Annotated in this window: 13 protein-coding genes; 6 read left to right on the top strand and 7 right to left on the bottom strand. The window is 55.1% G+C overall.

What is annotated here, in order from left to right:
- Positions 1 to 57: 57 nt before the first annotated feature.
- From CAL20_RS20935 to CAL20_RS25915, 4 genes are all read right to left on the bottom strand, one after another.
- Positions 58 to 3,669 carry a YobI family P-loop NTPase gene (locus tag CAL20_RS20935; protein WP_094838885.1) on the bottom strand — a complete coding sequence of 1,204 codons (3,612 nt, stop codon included), beginning with the start codon at positions 3,667 to 3,669 and terminating at the stop codon, positions 58 to 60.
- Positions 3,670 to 4,070: 401 nt separating this feature from the next.
- Entirely contained in the window at positions 4,071 to 6,518 is a 2,448-nt protein-coding gene (locus CAL20_RS20940; protein WP_094838951.1) for an SIR2 family NAD-dependent protein deacylase, read from the bottom strand.
- Positions 6,519 to 6,662: 144 nt separating this feature from the next.
- Complete coding sequence (locus CAL20_RS25910; RefSeq protein ID WP_094838886.1) at positions 6,663 to 6,797, bottom strand: zinc ribbon-containing protein; 135 nt, start codon at positions 6,795 to 6,797, stop codon at positions 6,663 to 6,665.
- Positions 6,798 to 6,905: 108 nt separating this feature from the next.
- On the bottom strand, positions 6,906 to 7,472 hold the full coding sequence (locus CAL20_RS25915) for an SH3 domain-containing protein (protein ID WP_143277089.1): 567 nt from the start codon (positions 7,470 to 7,472) through the stop codon (positions 6,906 to 6,908).
- Positions 7,473 to 7,980: 508 nt separating this feature from the next.
- Here CAL20_RS25915 and phnD point away from each other — a divergent pair.
- The 4 genes from phnD to phnE (CAL20_RS20970) are packed head-to-tail and all read left to right on the top strand — an operon-like array spanning position 7,981 to position 11,439.
- A complete protein-coding gene (gene phnD / locus CAL20_RS20955; protein ID WP_094838888.1) occupies positions 7,981 to 8,991 on the top strand; it encodes a phosphate/phosphite/phosphonate ABC transporter substrate-binding protein in 1,011 nt (336 codons plus the stop codon).
- A gap of 2 nt (positions 8,992 to 8,993) precedes the next feature.
- The gene (gene phnC / locus CAL20_RS20960) at positions 8,994 to 9,764 is read left to right on the top strand and encodes a phosphonate ABC transporter ATP-binding protein (protein WP_094838889.1); all 771 of its coding nucleotides are present in this window, start codon (positions 8,994 to 8,996) and stop codon (positions 9,762 to 9,764) included.
- A 17-nt stretch (positions 9,765 to 9,781) separates the two neighbouring features.
- Positions 9,782 to 10,618, top strand: coding sequence for a phosphonate ABC transporter, permease protein PhnE (phnE, locus tag CAL20_RS20965; protein WP_094838890.1), 837 nt, complete (start codon positions 9,782 to 9,784; stop codon positions 10,616 to 10,618).
- Entirely contained in the window at positions 10,615 to 11,439 is an 825-nt protein-coding gene (gene phnE / locus CAL20_RS20970; protein ID WP_094838891.1) for a phosphonate ABC transporter, permease protein PhnE, read from the top strand. The genes phnE (CAL20_RS20965) and phnE (CAL20_RS20970) overlap by 4 nt, the downstream gene beginning before the upstream one ends.
- 153 nt (positions 11,440 to 11,592) lie before the next feature.
- Here the strand turns inward: phnE (CAL20_RS20970) and CAL20_RS20975 are convergent, their stop codons facing one another.
- Positions 11,593 to 12,570, bottom strand: coding sequence for a zinc-dependent alcohol dehydrogenase family protein (locus CAL20_RS20975; protein WP_094838892.1), 978 nt, complete (start codon positions 12,568 to 12,570; stop codon positions 11,593 to 11,595).
- Positions 12,571 to 12,632: 62 nt separating this feature from the next.
- Positions 12,633 to 12,935, bottom strand: a complete 303-nt coding sequence (locus CAL20_RS20980) for an ArsR/SmtB family transcription factor (RefSeq protein ID WP_094823011.1) — start codon at positions 12,933 to 12,935, stop codon at positions 12,633 to 12,635.
- A gap of 211 nt (positions 12,936 to 13,146) precedes the next feature.
- Between CAL20_RS20980 and CAL20_RS20985 the strand changes: the two genes are divergently transcribed.
- Positions 13,147 to 14,799 carry a CYTH and CHAD domain-containing protein gene (locus CAL20_RS20985; protein ID WP_094838893.1) on the top strand — a complete coding sequence of 551 codons (1,653 nt, stop codon included), beginning with the start codon at positions 13,147 to 13,149 and terminating at the stop codon, positions 14,797 to 14,799.
- Between the two features lie 194 nt (positions 14,800 to 14,993).
- Here CAL20_RS20985 and ftsY read toward each other — a convergent pair whose 3' ends face one another.
- The gene (gene ftsY / locus CAL20_RS20990) at positions 14,994 to 15,998 is read right to left on the bottom strand and encodes a signal recognition particle-docking protein FtsY (protein ID WP_256981679.1); all 1,005 of its coding nucleotides are present in this window, start codon (positions 15,996 to 15,998) and stop codon (positions 14,994 to 14,996) included.
- Here ftsY and CAL20_RS25715 point away from each other — a divergent pair.
- Positions 15,907 to 16,440: a hypothetical protein gene (locus tag CAL20_RS25715; RefSeq protein WP_218830725.1), complete on the top strand. Its 534-nt coding sequence runs from the start codon at positions 15,907 to 15,909 to the stop codon at positions 16,438 to 16,440. The two genes, ftsY and CAL20_RS25715, sit on opposite strands and share 92 nt — an antisense overlap.
- Positions 16,441 to 16,681 lie beyond the last annotated feature (241 nt).

The following is a 16,681-nucleotide window of genomic DNA, read 5'->3' on the forward strand; positions in this document are numbered from 1 at the left end:
GCGGATCTTCGGCGAGGTACCGCTTACGCCGAGGCAGCATAGACTTTGGAAGCCGTATCAACTTCTATAGAGATTCACTCTTATATCGTCAGTAAAGAGGCGATCCTCCCCCCATGAGGAGATAATATTTCTTGAGTCAAGCCATTTTACAAGCCCCAGATTCTCGGGATTATTTTTTAGCCTGGGAGTTCTATATCCTATTTTTATTTCGGAAAATGGTTCCGGTAGATTAGCCAAGACGTTACGTACCTCGTCATCACTCATGAGAGAGTGGTATTTATTAAAGAGTGCAATTTGTATCTCTATAGGTTCTGAGTATTTTATTAGGGCTTGGGCACTATTCCCATCAAGTTTGAATATTATGGCGTCTGTGCTATTAATAATTGGGCCGATTAGTGCTGATCGCTCTGGAAGGTCCACGAGCGCCTCCAGGTCCATCAGGTCGACTATCTTGAGCTTGGCGACATTATCAATGTTAGATCGTAAAAGCTCCTCTCGGAAGTCGTCGTCGAGTGCAAAGCCGTCGGGTCTTGCCAGATATGCGTCGATGTTGGCAGCGACAAATAGCACCTGCAAATCCTTACTGTCAGCGAGCGCATCGAAGCTTTCCTTAGTGAATGTGATTTTTCGTTCGGCTATCAGGATTCGACGCTTGCTTGGTTCCAGTCCTTCGGGCAGCTTTTCGAACGGCATCGGCAGAGCGTGGGCATAATCTTTGTAGGCGGCGTCAGACAGCGAACCCGAATTGATAAGGAACTGACGCAGCGTTAGTGAGTTCGAGTCGCTTGGTATGGGATGTTGTAGGATAGCCGCACGGACAACATCTCGATCAAGATATCCAATCAGGCTATCTGCCCCAAACCCGTCAGATTCCATGAAAGCGAGACAATTCATCCAGGTTGCTTCAATCGCATTTAGCTGGAACAGTGTTGCGTGCAATTTCTCGGGCACACCCTCTAGAGTCGGTAGTCGGGTTGTCTGCCTTTCAAGAAACGTCCGCAGATTATCTTCATCAAGGGTATCCTGGCCAAGAATAGCTAGAATGGCGGGAACATCCTCCTCTGAGTTTCCGTGCAACTCTAAAAGAATATCGCGCAGGTAACGATTGAAATCACGCTCCACTCTCTTCATCAAGGTTGCGTTATTCGTTGAACGGATGGTGGTGAAGTTTCTCTCGCGCATTGAATTGAGATCGTTCTGCCCCAAAATCTCTTGGTAGACATATTCCAGGTTCGTTATCGTTAGCCCGTACAGCCCCTCCTCAAACATAAAGCGCACAATCTCAGAGTGTTCTTTGATTGCAGCTAGATCTTGGACCTCAAAGTCGAGGCATTCAAGGCGTTTCGGGGCTAGTTCAGGCAGGTGCACCAGAATTTCTGGAAGGTTCGCAGCAACAAATTCTGATAATTCATCGAAGTTGCTAGCGAGCGTTTTGAGCGAGCTTAGCGGTAGATTCGCGATCAGTTGGGTAACGTGAGAGATATTGTTGGGGCTGGCAATGGCCGTTGGCACAAGATTGTTCCAAGCATTGACTAAGCCTAGAAGAAGCCCTGCAACAGCGCGGCCGCTGGTGTAATAAGCATTGAAAAAATCTTCGCAGCTCTCGAATTCAGATGAGAGAAGCTCAAAAAGCTTCTGTGCTTGATCGAAGTAGAGACCCCGATCATTCAGAAGGTTATCGACGAGCTTAACGTTCAAGACATAGCTCTGCCGGAAGTCCTCATCTCGCATCGCTGCGATGACCTCTTTGGGATTGTCCAGTGGAAAATTCGGCTCAGGCGTGACAAATGCCCTTATTTGGATGAGAAACCTGTTGTCATTGGGCGACAAACGGCCTGAGTGAAAAAGTGACGTGTATTGATAGTAGGTGTCGTCGAGATGGCCCTCTAAGATCAAAAAGCGGGCGAGTTCTCCATTGTCTTCGAAACCTTTGAAAAGCTCATCTATGTGGTCGGCATTTAAACGCAACAGCTCATTGAGCTTAGCCATGCGAAGCGTTGGGATCTTCAATCTGAGATCATGTATTCGGCCCAGCACCTTTTTCTTATTATCAGCCAACTTACTTTCGATCTCATCCCTGCGTTGCAGGTAGGAATTTAGAGAAGCCCTCTCAGTTTGCAATTTGGAAGAATCGACCACACTGGAGGTACCATTAGGATAGCGGCAAAATAGACGAGGCGTATCAATGAGTTGCTCGAACGCATCATGGTCGACTAGTTGAACAAGCGGAATCCATGTCTGCCGATCATGACTGACGCTAATAGCACCCTCTGGGAGTTTCTCAATCAGAGCCATAGCGTAGATTTGCCGCAACTCTTTCAGATCCAAAGGCGTCTGTTGCTCGGCGACTTCGATTCGGCTTTCTAATTCCGCGATCTCGGCCCGGCAGCTGGTTTCGCCATGCCTAATGAGCTCATCTTGGCGATTCAATACTGCAGCGAAATTCCCGGCGCCGCGGTGCAATTGCTCAAAATCCCGTGGATAGACGTTCTTATAGATCAGAATCGCGAGAAGCTTGTTGGCGTCAAGCAGATTCTCTCCGTCAGTTTCCAAATTGGCCACATAAATGGCATATTCATTAAAGATATTCTGAATCAACCTCAGGTCGTTTAGGTAACGTGAGACCTCTCTTAGAAACTGCCGATCGAGACGTTCATCGAGCGAAAGCCTCCTACCTTGCTCCAATACCATATCGATCGAATTTGACGTATTGATGATCGGTATGACAGGAATAATAAATTCGAAAAATTTGGTCCGATCGGTATTGACAAACATGTCATCGCGCAACGCGTAGAGGAACCTAATGGTCCGTTTTACGCCCGCATTCTCGTTTACTAGGCTATTAATTTCGCGCAATGTGACGAAAATCTCGGTGTCGTTGAATCGATCTAGATCCTCAATGATTACAAGGTCGTAATTGGTTGATTGGAAGAAATAGAGTATTTCGTCTAAATGACGATTCAGTATTGATGTCTGGTCGTCATGTGCTGGCCTTATCTCAACGTCCTTCAACGAGATGCTCTTGAGTGACAGGCCGAAGCTGGCAACGTAAAAGTGGTGCAGTGTCGCCCAAAGGAACGTTACTGCGAACGCGCAAATCCCCAGGTTGAATCCATTGCTGAGCGCGAACGGAGTGAAAAAGGTGCCGCTCACGATATCTGCTCGCCGACTAAACACATACCAAAGCGCGAGAATTCCAAACGTTATATAAAAAGACTTAAATATCGACCAAACACCAGGCGATTGAATTCTCTTGAACCGTGACAGCGGGAGTTTGTTTGTGTCAGCACCATACAACATCCGTTGCAGAATACTTCTCTCAATTTCCTGACGGCTGACCTTCTTGCCTTCCGAATCAGTATCGGGAACGAACGCAGCGAGAGAAATATGAAGCGCAGATCGCCGATATTTCCTCAAGAAGGTTTGTATGATGCTGCTTTTTCCCGAACCGTAGGGACCTGTCAAAGCAATATTGGCCACCTTCGTATTGTTCGTCGCAAACAGAATCGCTTCGGAATATACGCCGGCGTTGTCTGCCTTATCAGTTGGGGCAAGGTCCACAAACTTCGCTTGGGTGTTAGCAGAGCGATCTTTGCTTTCCAGCCATGACAAAATTCTATTGATACTTTTGGCAAGTCCATGCATTAGGGAGATGATGGTTTTTATCATACGATGCTGGACAAACTAACCTTTAAGAGTCGGATTGCTTTCCTCCCCGAATATTTTGATATCACCGACGATAATCGGTTCCTGTCATTGAGGCCTTTTTTTGATGCACTTGACCAGGGTCGGATATTGTTTGTGCCCATTTTACGTATGTTTTCTACTGCTAATGGATGTTCGAAGTTTGGACGATCGAAAGGCCGCTTTGAGTCGAGAGCGGTCTTTCGCAGATGCTCTGAACCTTAGCTGTCCTTCGGCAAATCGATTTGCCGTCCTGAAGCGGCCGTTCGACGAGGTTCTTTCTAGGCGAGTAACCCGCCCCAGCACAATCGTGTCAGATCATCGCGTCATAACGCAGCCCCATACTGATCCAACGTTGTTAGGTCGCCGTCATTGATAAAGCCTTTTCACTCTACGGCAGCTTCCTCAGGCTCGCTGTCGGAAATCGAAATCTCATGGGCGGATAGACGACGTTCATATCGGATCACCATTTTTGTAATGTCTGGATCACCTAGACGGTTCTCCGCCTTGCGCAGGACGTCCATGGCTTCGTCGAAGATCTTGTGAGAGCCGCTTAGTTTGAAAGCGTGCACCCCTACTTCGCAGTAGGCACCTAGCACGTACTTGTTGCCCTCATAGCGGTCGGCCGCTGCGGCGGCAAGCTCGCGAGCTTGCTCAAGGATCACCATGCGGTCCTCTTTTAGCAAACCCTTGGTCTCGGTCGCACGCGCAATGAGCAGCAGAACCTTGTAACGGTCAACGGACGCCTCGCGTTTGAAGTCCTTCTCGTAGATTCGAATTTCAGTGTCGGCCTTTTCGAACTCGCCGATGGAGATAAGATTACGGATTAGGCGGTGACGCGGGACGCGCTCTCCTGGCGCAATTGACATCATGCGACGCAGAAGGTTGTTCTGGACGTCTTTGTCAGGGATGCTGGGCAAACCAGTTTCAATGTTGCATAGCTCTCGTATGGTTCGCACTTCAATATCGTAGGTCGGCAAAATGTTGTCGATGACCTTAGTAAAAAGGTCAATCTGCTGTTCGACATCGTGGAACTTGTACTTGGCAATGATGGCCGCAATTACGTTGTGGCGAACCTTCCAGCCGTATATGCCTTCGCGCCTGTTGATTTCGTACTCATTGACTATGCCCGCGAGCCCGCCAAGAACCGCATGGATCGCATTGGTAGAGACACCGAGAATCCGCATGACCAACTGACGATGCACACGGATACCAGAACTTTCCATGGCTGCCACGTAGCGATAGATCTCGGCATGTGCCTCATCAAGACCCGCAAACTCTCGCAAAATAATGTCGTCAAATTTCTCCGAAGCGAAGATGTTCTTAAGACAAACGAACATGTCAGAATCACAGCGTTCGATAAGTCGTCGCCGACGTTCCCCGCGAGAGAATCCGCTGAACCCAGACTCAACCAACTGACGCAGTTCTCTATTTGTCTCGACCAATGCAAGAAGCCGATCAACCTCGGGATGATCGAGTTGGGAGAGTTGAACCTCTTGACCATACTTATAGAAGAGCGGCGTCTTGACGCGCGGCGCCCAGTGATTCTTCGCAGCTACACAGACGAGCTTCAAACTGGTAAGCCCCTGAGTAGCAAGTTGATCTACGAGTTGATTCAGCTCATATAGATGTCCATGCGCCTCGTCGACGAATAGCACGCCTTTCTGCGATGACGTAGCCAGTCGTTTGGCCACGTTGATCCACTGTGCCGTCTGTAGCGGCAAATCGGCCTTGTGTTCCCAGGCTAGGTAACCGTTACCCCTGAGGCGAAACATAGTCTGTCGCGCAGCCGTGGTCTTTCCGACACCACTCGCGCCCAGTAGGCAGACATACTGTTTTCCATCGCTCTCAAGTAGCTTCACGAGTTCGCTGGAACATGTGCGATCGAAAGTCAAGCCAGTGGCGATATCCGAATAGCTAGCTGGCCAGCCATTGAAAATGGAGCTGGCGTTGGACAACTCGGGGCCCATCTCGTCCTGGATGTCGATAGTGAAAGGGCGCAACGTATTGAAGGCATCTAGCAGATTGCCGGTGTCTTGGTACGCAGGTACGGTTTTGGGCGCCTTTGCATCCATGCCGGCGATGAAGCTGTCGAGACTACCGAAAGCGACTTTTAGCCCGCGCAATTCGTAGGTCTTGGCGCGGTTGTCGTCCTGCTGGTACAACACAAGAAATATGCGACCGCCTGCGCCGACCTTTTTATTGATAGCTATGACGTCCTCGATCAGTTTCCGGAGGTGATCATCCTTGAGCGACTGGCCAATTATGACCGCTTGTGACCCCGGATTAAGGTCATCTTTCAGCCGAGCGTACAGGGTCTCGCGGTACTCGTTCGTAGAATCGTAGTCAGTTTGTGTCAGGATCATGTTGTGAACGAAACCGTCCACCGAATCCCTGCTGATAGTACCGTGAAGTTTGTACAGCTTAGTGGCGGTTGGGTCGCTCTGTGCTCGGAAATCGAAATCTGAGGAGAAGACTGTCAGAGCTTTGTTAGCGCGCTTGTAGGCATCCTCCACCAACTCGTCGTAGTTGGTCGTGTAGATGCCTTTCCAGTCGTGGCTGGGAAGATTCAGCAGTGCACCTTTGGCCTTGAGACCACGAAACTGTTGCCGAATTAGGTCAATAAGGTCAGTGCGATTGCGTTTGTCCTCGGCTAGCGCCGAGATTTCTGACAGAGTAAGGCCATCGGCCTCGATTCCAAACTCATAGCTAATAGCTTCGATCAACGTGCTGACACTTGGTGCATTTGAAGGCACCGAAGCTCCCGCTCCAAAGATCAGGACAGTCTTCTCTGGCTGGATCTGGTCATTAAGCTCTTGAATGGCAATCGGCACGAACAACTCCCATGATCCTTAATTGAATTTCGCCTCGCACAAATTCGTATCAAAAAAGCAATGCGAAACAGTTGCTGTTGGAGAGAACCCGAGTGGCTGTGGCCGCTTGAGCAGATAACTGGGTAAACATCATTTCCTTAATGATTAAGGTCGAAACTCAGTTCCATGACATTTCGGGCACGGCGGCAAGACATCGGAGTTTTCATCAAGAAAAATCCGTTGCCCGCAGCGCACACACACGTATGTCCCTCTTCCTGGCTTCTCTCCGGTAGTCGACATTTTCTTCTCCTGTGAAATGTATAGTCCGTAATTGAATCCACCGTGGCCGGACTAACTCCTCGGTTCTTTTTCTCTAATAAAAATTCGCCGGTCTCAATTTCCAACTCATTATCGATACCGCTTATTGCCTCCAGACGTGATGCAATATCTGCCCCCTCTCGGCCCGATGCAATTACTGGAGGATGAACAAGGGCATCCCGCAGAATACGTTGACGTAAAGCGGTTAATACGAGGAGATGAGGGCGTGCTTTGTTGTAGCTGCGCGGAGCTTTTCTTCGGCGCGTCTTTCTGCAAAACAGCACAATTCCGATCCGGACAAAGATGCGTCATTGATACCCAACGTTCCGACAGACCATCCGGCGTGATACGCCCCCAGTCCCCCTGACGCACGTACACTTTCACTGAAACCCCTCGCACTAGACTTCCGACCACAGTGCCATTAGGTGATGCGCGTTGCTTCAATGATGATGGTCGAACAAAAAACTCTGGCTCCGGGACATGTACCGTCCTCGGATCGACAATAGGGGCAGTAGCGGCAACGTGTGTAGAGGTAGTACTCGTGACGCTCGACACGGAAGTCTTTTGCACTGTTTTTTTCTCAGAGCAATTGCCAAGCATCGCTACGAACAACAAGATGCATAGCCACACGAGGCCATTCGATGACTTATATCGCATGACAAGCGCAGGCGGGAGCGTATGAACAACTGTGACCTAGCTGGGCTTACTACTTCCCTTCCTTACGGACGCCTTTGAACGGCTTGCCATCAGCCTTCTGGTCCATAAAGCGGCCATTACTCGCATCACGCTTAACCCAGGAGTCCGTCTTCGGATTGTGGACTTGCGAGCGATCTCGCACGGCACCGCGGCGAGAGTTGTCTCCAACAGGGGCGTTCTTGGCCATAGCTCCTCCCAAAGCGCGCTGCGTTAACTGTAATTTTTTTCCAATAATGAATCCAAATATTTCAAATTCGAATAGGGAGTTACCCTGAACCTCAATTTGAGGTAGTGGTCGGACCGTAATTCCAGCCACTCACTCAAACCAACAAAAACCGAACAAAACGAAAACACCCGAACAATTTTCGCAAATAAACGTAGGTGATTTCCCGGCTGATCAGGTTCGTTTTTTTGTGTTTGAATATCTCATTACAGTCATATTTCAAGACACATACACAGGAGACACACCATGCACGCTCTGCGCCTGTTGCGTACGGCTGCCGCGGCGGCCTTGATCTTTGGCACTCACGCCGCCTACGCGGCTGACGCCGACAATTGCTCGAACCGCGGCGACTTGGACCAGATGTATTGCGACGCAAATAAAGATCTCGTCGCAGACACGCCCACGGATGCTTCCAAACAAAAGACCCCGTCCACGCTGGTGTTCACCTACACCCCGGTCGAGGATCCCGCGGTCTACGCGAATATCTTCAAGCCGTTCACCGACTATCTGGCCGAGTGCACGGGCAAACGCGTGGTGTTCTATCAGGTGCAAAGCAACGCCGCCGAAATCGAAGCCATGCGCTCGGGACGTCTGCACGTAGGCGGTTTTTCGACTGGCCCGACCGCATTCGCCGTGAACATCGCAGGCGCGGTGCCGTTTGCCGTCAAAGGCTACGCCGATGGTTTCCAGGGCTATAACCTGATCGTCATCGTCAAGAAAGACAGCCCCTATCAAAAGCTGTCGGATCTAAAGGGCAAGAAACTCGCCCATACCTCGCCGTCGTCGAACTCGGGCCATATGGCGCCGGTCGCCTTGTTCCCCAAGGAAGGCCTGACCCCGGACAAGGACTACAAGGTCATTTTCTCGGGCAAGCATGATCAATCGGTGATGGGCGTGAACTCGGGCGACTATGACGCCGCCGCCGTCGCGTCGGATGTGTTCCATCGCATGGCGCAACGCGGCCAGGTCAAGGAAGAAGACTTCCGCATCATCTACACCAGCGAGAAATTCCCGACCTCGTCGTTTTCGTACGCGCATGACTTGGAACCGAAGTTCCGCGACCAGATGCTGAAGTGCTTCTACGACTACCGGTTCCCCGATGAAATGAAAAAGGCGTTCGACAACGCAGATCGTTTCTACCCGGTCACGTATCAAAAAGACTGGGCCATCGTGCGCCAGGTCGCAGAGGCCGGTGGCGAGAGCTTTAACCGCGCTGCCTACGATAAAGAAGCCGCCAAGAGCAAAGGCAAACAGTAAGTATGTCGACGTCTTTACGCATTACCGGCCTGGTGAAAGAGTACCGGGCCGGCCAACCCGTACTGAAAGGGATAGACCTGCATGTGCAGGGTCAGGGCCTGACGGCCATCATCGGGCCGTCAGGGACGGGCAAGAGCACGCTGCTGCGTTGTATCAATCGGCTGATCGATCCGACGCGCGGCGAGATCGTGTTGCAAACCGAGGCGGGTACGGTCAATCTGGCTGGTATTCGTGGCACGGCGCTGCGTCAGGCGCGGCGCCGGATTGGCATGGTGTTCCAGGAATACAACTTGGTTGAACGCCTGACGGTGATGGAAAACCTGCTGACGGGGCGTCTCGGATATAGCAGTGCAATAAAGGCCTGGATGCGCCGTTTCGAGGCTGATGATATCGAGCGTGCCTATCAGTTGCTGGATATCGTGGGGCTGGGTGGTTTTGGCGATCAGCGTGCGGATGCCTTGTCGGGTGGACAGCGGCAGCGTGTGGGGATTGCACGGGCGTTGATGCAGCGGCCGCAGTTGCTGTTGGCTGACGAGCCTACGTCGTCGTTGGATCCAAAGACCTCGGTCGAGATCATGGAGCTGTTGGCCGAACAAGGGAATGCCAGCGGCATCCCGGTGCTGGTGAATATTCACGATGTCGAGTTGGCGCGGCGTTATGCCAACCGTATCGTAGGGATGTCGGGCGGCCATGTAGTGTATGACGGTGATGGCCAGGGCCTGGATACCGCGACGCTGAAGGCGATCTACGGAGGCGAGTCGTGGCTGGAGTAAAGCGCCGTCCGTTTGCGATGTCTTGGCAGGCGAAGCTCAGCGCGCTGCTGATTTTTTTGTATGCGGTGTATGCGGCGGGCCAGCTGGATTTCAGTCTGGAACGCTTTCACAATGGCTTGGGCCATGCGGCGACGTTGCTGGGGCGGATGTTTCCGCCGCATATTCAACAGCCCGACACGCTGTGGCAGGGGCTCGCAGAAAGCCTCGAAATCGCGGTGTTGGCGTCGGTGTTGGGGATCATCATCGCGCTGCCGATCGGGTTGTTGGGCGCGCGTAATTTGATGCCCTCGTGGGCGTCGTGGCCTGCTCGGGCCATCGTGGCCCTGTGCCGTTCGCTGCATCCGGTGATTGTGGCGATCTTGTTCGTCAAAGCCGTGGGCTTTGGCGCGCTGGCGGGGATTTTGGCGTTGGCGGTGGCGTCGGTGGGGTTTATTGGAAAGCTCTTTACCGAGTCTATCGAGGAAATCTCGCTCAAGCAGGTCGAGGCGGTACGCGCGACAGGTGCGTCGTTTGCCAATGTGATTTTGTTTGGCGTGTTGCCGCAGGTGTTTGCGCGCTTTATTGGCTTTGCGACGTATCAATTCGATTCGAATTTGCGTAATTCGACGATGGTCGGGATCGTGGGCGCAGGCGGGATCGGCGGGACTTTGTTCTCGGCGTTCCAACGTTTTGATTATGACTTTGTCGCGGCGATTTTGATTACCTTGATTGTGATCATTATGTTGGGCGAGGTGCTGGCGCGGTTTGTGCGTGCGGTGTTCTTGGATAATTTGGGATTCGATACGATTTTGCAGCGTCGATTCAATGCGGCGCGTGGGCTCGGTAGAAAGCCGTTGAATCAGGAGGATGCATGAATACCTCCGCAACGAGTTTGACGGCAACGGCATATCCGCGCACGTGGCAACGGTACACGATGGGGCAGCGGCTGCTGCGCTTTGCGTTGTATCTGGTGGTGGTGGCGGCGATTGTGCAGGCGCTGCGCAGTGTCGAGATCATCCCCGAGTTTCTGTATGACGCGCCGGAGCAGATGGCTGATCTGCTTGGCCGGATGTGGCCGATCGATTGGGCGTATTACCCAGAGGGCGTGCATGGCGCGTTGATGGAGACGCTGCACATTGCCACGCTGGGCACGATTCTGTCGGTGATATTGGCGGTGCCGGTGGGGTTGCTGGCGGCGAACAACTTGACGCCGAACCGGCTGATCAATCAGTTAGCACGGTTGATTCTGGTGTCTAGCCGTTCGGTGAACTCGCTGGTGTGGGCGCTGCTGTTTATCGCGATCTTCGGGCCTGGGGCGCTGGCGGGTACGTTGGCAATTGCGTTTCGGTCTATCGGCTTTGTAGGCAAGCTGGTGGGCGAAGCGATCGAGGAAGCACAACGGGGTCCGGTCGAGGCATTGACGGCGACTGGCGCGAGCTCGGGCGCTGTGCTGTGGTATGGCTATTGGCCGCAGATCCGGCCGGCGTTCTGGTCGATTGTGCTGCTGCGTTGGGATATCAATGTGCGCGAATCGGCTGTGCTCGGTTTGGTCGGTGCAGGCGGAATCGGGATGGCGCTGGATACGGCGTTGAATCTGTTCCAGTGGGATCGTGTGGCGTTGGTGCTGGCGGCGATTTTCGCGGTGGTGATTGTCGCGGAGGTCATTATTACGCAGGCGCGGAAGCGGATTTTGTAGCGCGACAAAAATTATTATTCAGCGCGGCTCTTCCGGTGACACGGCATTGTGGGAATGATGCCTCGGTCATGATAAAAGTCGACGAATCAAGCTAGCTGCTGCAGCAGTTAGCTTGATCGCAATCAGTTTTGCGCTCGCTGGGTGTCGGCCACGTCAGTTCGGATTCGGCGACGGAATGACAGCGATAGCGATTTTTCCGCGTAGTCCATTATCACGACTCTCGAGGCGAGCATGAGCAAGAGGAATCTCGGCTAATGAGTATGTCGCCCCGACATGGGGCCGCAGTTGGCCGCGCTCAACTAACGCGCTTAGTTCATTGAGCTTGCCACGATTCTGTCTGGTGAACACGAAGTGGTAACTCGCGTTCTTGCCCCAGGCGTTGATGAGGTTTTGCGGCTGCGCGATATCGACAATCGAAACGAGCCGGCCGAGCTGTGCTAGCGCATCCGGACTGCGGGTAAGCGTGTCGCCGCCGATAGTATCGAAAACGACGTCTACGCCCTGGCCCCCTGTTTCACGCATGACGGCCTCGACATAGTCTTCGTTTTTGTAGTCGATGACGACATCGGCTCCCATGCTGCGTGCGAACTCGAAATTTTCCTCTCGCACAGTGGTTATTACCCTCGCACCGATGGACTTCGCCAGTTGAATGGCCACGTGCCCTACGCCTCCTGCGCCGCCGTGCACCAAAATGCTTTCACCGACGCGCAGGCCTGCGCGCACGACGAGCGCTTCCCATGCAGTCCCTCCGACCAGGCTCAGGCTCGCGGCTTCCAGATGACTGAGTGAGGCCGGTTTCTTCGCTACGATGTTTTCGGCAGCGACGTGGTATTCGGCATAGCTGCCTGGGCCATCGAAAATCTGGGGCGTATACCAAACCTCGTCGCCTGGGACAAAGGCTGTCACGCCTGCGCCGATTGCTTCGACTACACCGGAAACATCGTGTCCGGTAATGGCCGGCAGTGGCACCAGGCTGGGATAGTCCCCGCGCCGTACCTGATAGTCCAAGGGGTTGATGGAAGTCGCGTGAACGCGAACCAGAACTTGGCCTGCTCCCGGCTCCGGTTTGGGCACTTCACGAAGTTCAAATGCGTCTGGACCGCCAAAAGTGTTGAGGATGATTGCTTTCATTGGAATCTCACTTCGATAAAAAGGGATATCGGGATTTTTCGATATTTAGGGATAAAAATTTTTTAAAGGTCTTTGCCGATGAGTTTGGCGAGCGTACTGATGGCTTCTTCGTTTCGCTTGTAATAGGTCCACTGACCAATGCGTTGGACTTCAACCAGGCCGGCTCTTTGCAGAGTGGCAAGATAGTCGGAGACCGTAGATTGCGACAGTCCAACGCCCTCTTGGATACTGCTGACACAGACCCCTACCGTATGAACGTCCCCTTCGTCTTGCGGGGGGAAGTTCTTTACGGGGTCTTTTAACCGCTGCAAGATTTCCAGACGAGTGCGGTTCGAGAGGGCTTTGAATATTTCGAGTAAGTCCATGAGGGGATTATATCGGAATTTAGCGATATGCCAATTTATCGAAAAATCAGCACAGATAACTGGGATAACGACAGGGACGGCAGGCCCGGCAAACCACTGCACTTGGTGACCCGAGAGGCCTGCGTTCGTTGATGAATTATTTATGACATGTCATCAAATTTTAGGTCGTATTGGGTAACATGCCCCGTTCCCCCAGTACTGATCGCGGACCATGTCAGAACAAGAATTGAAGTTGCACGTCCCCGCCGCTGCGCGCCGGGCAGTTTTACAAGAGGTCCGCCAACAGGACGCCACGCGCATCCGGCTGCATGCCCTGTATTTTGATACCCCGACCCGAGAATTGGCCCGCGCGCGTATTGCGCTGCGGCTGCGCAAGGAGGGACGTGATTGGGTACAGACGCTCAAGATGCCTGGCGCGGATGCCATCACGCGGGTCGAGATCAATCATCCTCGGCCAGGTCCGGTGCTGGATTTGTCGGTCTATGCGGGTACGGAGTTCGAGGGTCCGCTGTCCTCGTTGAAGGGCGAATTGGGCCTGCGCTACGAGACTGATGTGCAGCGTCTGCTGCGCAAGGTCCGCAGCCGCCACGGCACGATCGAGCTGGCCTACGACACGGGCGTGCTGCGCGCCGCGTCGCTGGAGCTGCCGATTTCGGAATTGGAATTTGAACTGGTGTCGGGCCGTCCTGCCGCGATTTTCTCGGTAGCGCGGCGTTGGCAGCAGCGTCACGGTCTGGTGCTGGATGCGCGCAGCAAGTCTGAACGCGGCGATGCGCTCGCCGGCCTGGCGCGCGAGTTGGCGGAACAGGATGCCACGGGCGATGCCGAGACATTGCAAGAGCGTCGCAGCAAGGCGATTGCGCGCTTTTGGGCGCCGTGCGGCGCTGCGCCAGCGACGCTGGATGACAGCATGACGCCGCCTCAGGCGATGGGCCGCATCGCCGGAGAATGCCTGGATCAGATTGCCCGCAATGCCGCTGTGTTGGCAGAGGTGGATACGTTGGGCATCTATCCTGCCGGCAACTCGGAACATGTGCATCAGTTGCGGGTAGGGATGCGCCGTTTGCGTTCGGCCTGGCGTTTGTTCGACGGCTGGATTGCACCGCCGCCCGCCCCCGTGTTGGAAGGCGTGCGTACGCTGTTTGCCGCGTTCGGGCAAAACCGCGATCAGGATGTGTTGAACGAGACGGTCACGCCTGTGTTGCAGCGTGCCGGGATGCCGGCCATCAATTTTGATGTGCCGCCGCCGGATGTGGATTCGCAAAGCATTGCGTCTGGCAAGGCTTTCCAAGGTTGGTTGCTGGATACGCTGGAATGGAGTCTGGACGTGCAACCTCCGGCGCCAGCTGCCCTGCCCGAGATGGCCGAACCCTCTGACGCTGCGCCCGAGCCGAGTTTCAGCCTGGATGGAACTGCGCCTGCCGCTGCGGCGACGCCTACGCTGATTATTCCAATGACGTCGAACACCGAGCCGCCTACGTTGCGCAAGCTGCTGACCAAGCGCCTGCATCGTTGGCACACCAAGGTGGCCGAGCAAGGCAAGAACTTTGCGGCGCTGGATATTCCGGCACGCCATGATCTGCGCAAACGCGGTAAACGCCTGCGCTATGGCTTGGCGTTCGCGGAATCGCTGTTGCCGCAAGTACGGCTGCGCGGTTATCGCAAGCAGTTGGCGCAGGTGCAGGATCTGTTGGGTGAGATCAATGACCTGGCGATGGCGAAAGACTATTACCAGGCTTGTGTCGGCACGCATCCCCAAGCATGGTTTGCGTTGGGATGGATCAGTGCGCGATTGGAAAAGCTGACTGTCGAGGCGCAAGCGGCGTTCGATCAGCTGGCAGCGAGCAAGCCGTTTTGGAAATGACGTGAAAGCCGGCGGATGATTCGCCGGTGCGTGATTGCTGACAAACCCTCCCGTAATACGGAGGGTTTGTTCATTTGAAGATCTGTCAGACGATCGCAGCGGAATGGCCGCATCGCATCAAAAAGTTCAGGGCCGCTCGGTCTATGCAGACCGGCGGCCCTGTGTGTTGGGTGGCGCGGACGCGATGCTTGCGCTTAATCCGCCAACAACGCGCCGGCGAACTCGTCAGCGACGAAAGGCTGCAGGTCTTCCATGCCCTCGCCTACGCCGATCCAGTAAACAGGGATCGGGCGCACGCCGTTGCTGCCTGCGGCGACGGCAGCGAGCGTGCCGCCTTTAGCCGTGCCGTCGAGTTTGGTGACGACCAGGCCCGTCAGATTGATGGCGGCGTCAAAGGCGCGGATTTGCGCCAGGACGTTCTGGCCGGTGTTGCCGTCGACCACGAGCAGGACTTCGTGAGGGGCGGCGCTGTCGGCTTTGCCGATGACGCGGCGGATTTTTTTCAGCTCTTCCATCAGGTGCAGCTGAGTGGGCAGGCGGCCCGCGGTATCGACCATGACCACGCCAGTACCGCGTGCGCGGCCGGCGTTGACGGCGTCGTATGCCACGGCGGCGGGATCGCCACCCTCTTGGGCGATGACGCTGACGTTATTGCGGCTGCCCCATTCGATCAATTGCTCGCGCGCGGCGGCGCGGAAGGTATCGCCTGCGGCCAGCAGGACGCTCGCGCCTTGGCGCTGGAAGGTATGGGCCAGCTTGCCGATGGAGGTGGTTTTGCCTGCGCCGTTGACGCCGGCGATCATGACGACGAGCGGCTTGGCCTTTTGCAGGTCGAAGGAGCGTTCCAGCGGCCGCAGATGATCGGCCAGCAAGGCGCGCAATGCGGCTTTGACTTTGGCTGGGTCTTCGATGCGTTCTTTGCGTACGCGGGCGCGCAGTGCGGTCAGGAGCTTTTCTGTGGCCTCCAGCCCGGCATCGGCCATGATCAGCGCGGACTCGAGTTCCTCGAAGAGGTTTTCGTCGACTTTGACGCCGACGAACAAGCCGCCCAAGCTTTGCCCCGTGCGAGCCAGACCCTGTTTGAGGCGGCCTAGCCAGGAGGTTTTCTTGGCTGGGGCCTCAGCGGGCGGTGCAACGGGGGCCGGGGCCGCGACGGTTGGCGCAGCAGGCGGAATAGACGGTGCAGACGCGCTGGGCACAGCGGCCGCGGGTGCTTGCGGCGGCGTGGTCGCCACGGGCGATGCCGCAGGGGCAGAAGTCGCGGCGTTAGCCGATGCAGACGCTGACGTTTGTGCCGGTGCGGGCGCAGGCGCTTGCGCCGGTGCTACCGCTACGGGCGGCGCTGAGGGAGCAGGCGCGCGGGCTGGTTCAGCCTCTGGCGACTGCGGCGATGTCGTCGCTACGGGTGCTGCTGGCGGCACGGATGCGGGGGCGCCAGCCGGAGTAGCAGCGGACGTCGCGGGTGAAGGGGTTTCCGGCGCAGCAGCAGGCCGGGTCGTCACGGAGCTGGCCGCAAGCGCACCGGCCATGGACGATCTGCCCGCGGAGGCCGCAGCGGGGGTCGGAGCAGAACCCGCCGCAGGCTCGCTGTGCGGGCGCTCGGCCGCTGCGGGCGTCGCGGGCGTCGTATCGCCTGCGTGACCGCTGGGTTCGGGCGTCTGGTCTCTAGTGGCCTCGTTGGCGCGTGCAACGGGCAAGGAAGGGACAGCAGGAGGCTCGGCCGGGGCCTGCTGGGGCGCGGGCTCGTCGGCCAGGCGCGGCTCGTCTGCGGGCGGGGCAGCGTCAGGCTGCACCGGCGCGGCAGGCGGCGGAGATTTTTTCTTGAAGAAACGGAACATGGGTGAAAGTATATTCGGTTCCCCGCAGTGCAGCAGCACGGCTC

It is taken from the genome of Bordetella genomosp. 4 (assembly GCF_002261185.1).
Lineage (GTDB): Bacteria > Pseudomonadota > Gammaproteobacteria > Burkholderiales > Burkholderiaceae_B > Bordetella_A.

Coding starts and splice junctions, on each gene's coding strand:
- CAL20_RS20975 (WP_094838892.1), bottom strand. CDS start 12,570: ATGAAAGCAATCATCCTCAACACTTTTGGCGGTCCAGACGCATTTGAA.
- phnE (WP_094838890.1), top strand. CDS start 9,782: ATGTCTTGGCAGGCGAAGCTCAGCGCGCTGCTGATTTTTTTGTATGCG.
- CAL20_RS25910 (WP_094838886.1), bottom strand. CDS start 6,797: ATGTCGACTACCGGAGAGAAGCCAGGAAGAGGGACATACGTGTGTGTG.
- phnC (WP_094838889.1), top strand. CDS start 8,994: ATGTCGACGTCTTTACGCATTACCGGCCTGGTGAAAGAGTACCGGGCC.
- CAL20_RS25915 (WP_143277089.1), bottom strand. CDS start 7,472: ATGCGATATAAGTCATCGAATGGCCTCGTGTGGCTATGCATCTTGTTG.
- CAL20_RS20985 (WP_094838893.1), top strand. CDS start 13,147: ATGTCAGAACAAGAATTGAAGTTGCACGTCCCCGCCGCTGCGCGCCGG.
- phnD (WP_094838888.1), top strand. CDS start 7,981: ATGCACGCTCTGCGCCTGTTGCGTACGGCTGCCGCGGCGGCCTTGATC.
- CAL20_RS20980 (WP_094823011.1), bottom strand. CDS start 12,935: ATGGACTTACTCGAAATATTCAAAGCCCTCTCGAACCGCACTCGTCTG.
- CAL20_RS20935 (WP_094838885.1), bottom strand. CDS start 3,669: ATGATAAAAACCATCATCTCCCTAATGCATGGACTTGCCAAAAGTATC.
- phnE (WP_094838891.1), top strand. CDS start 10,615: ATGAATACCTCCGCAACGAGTTTGACGGCAACGGCATATCCGCGCACG.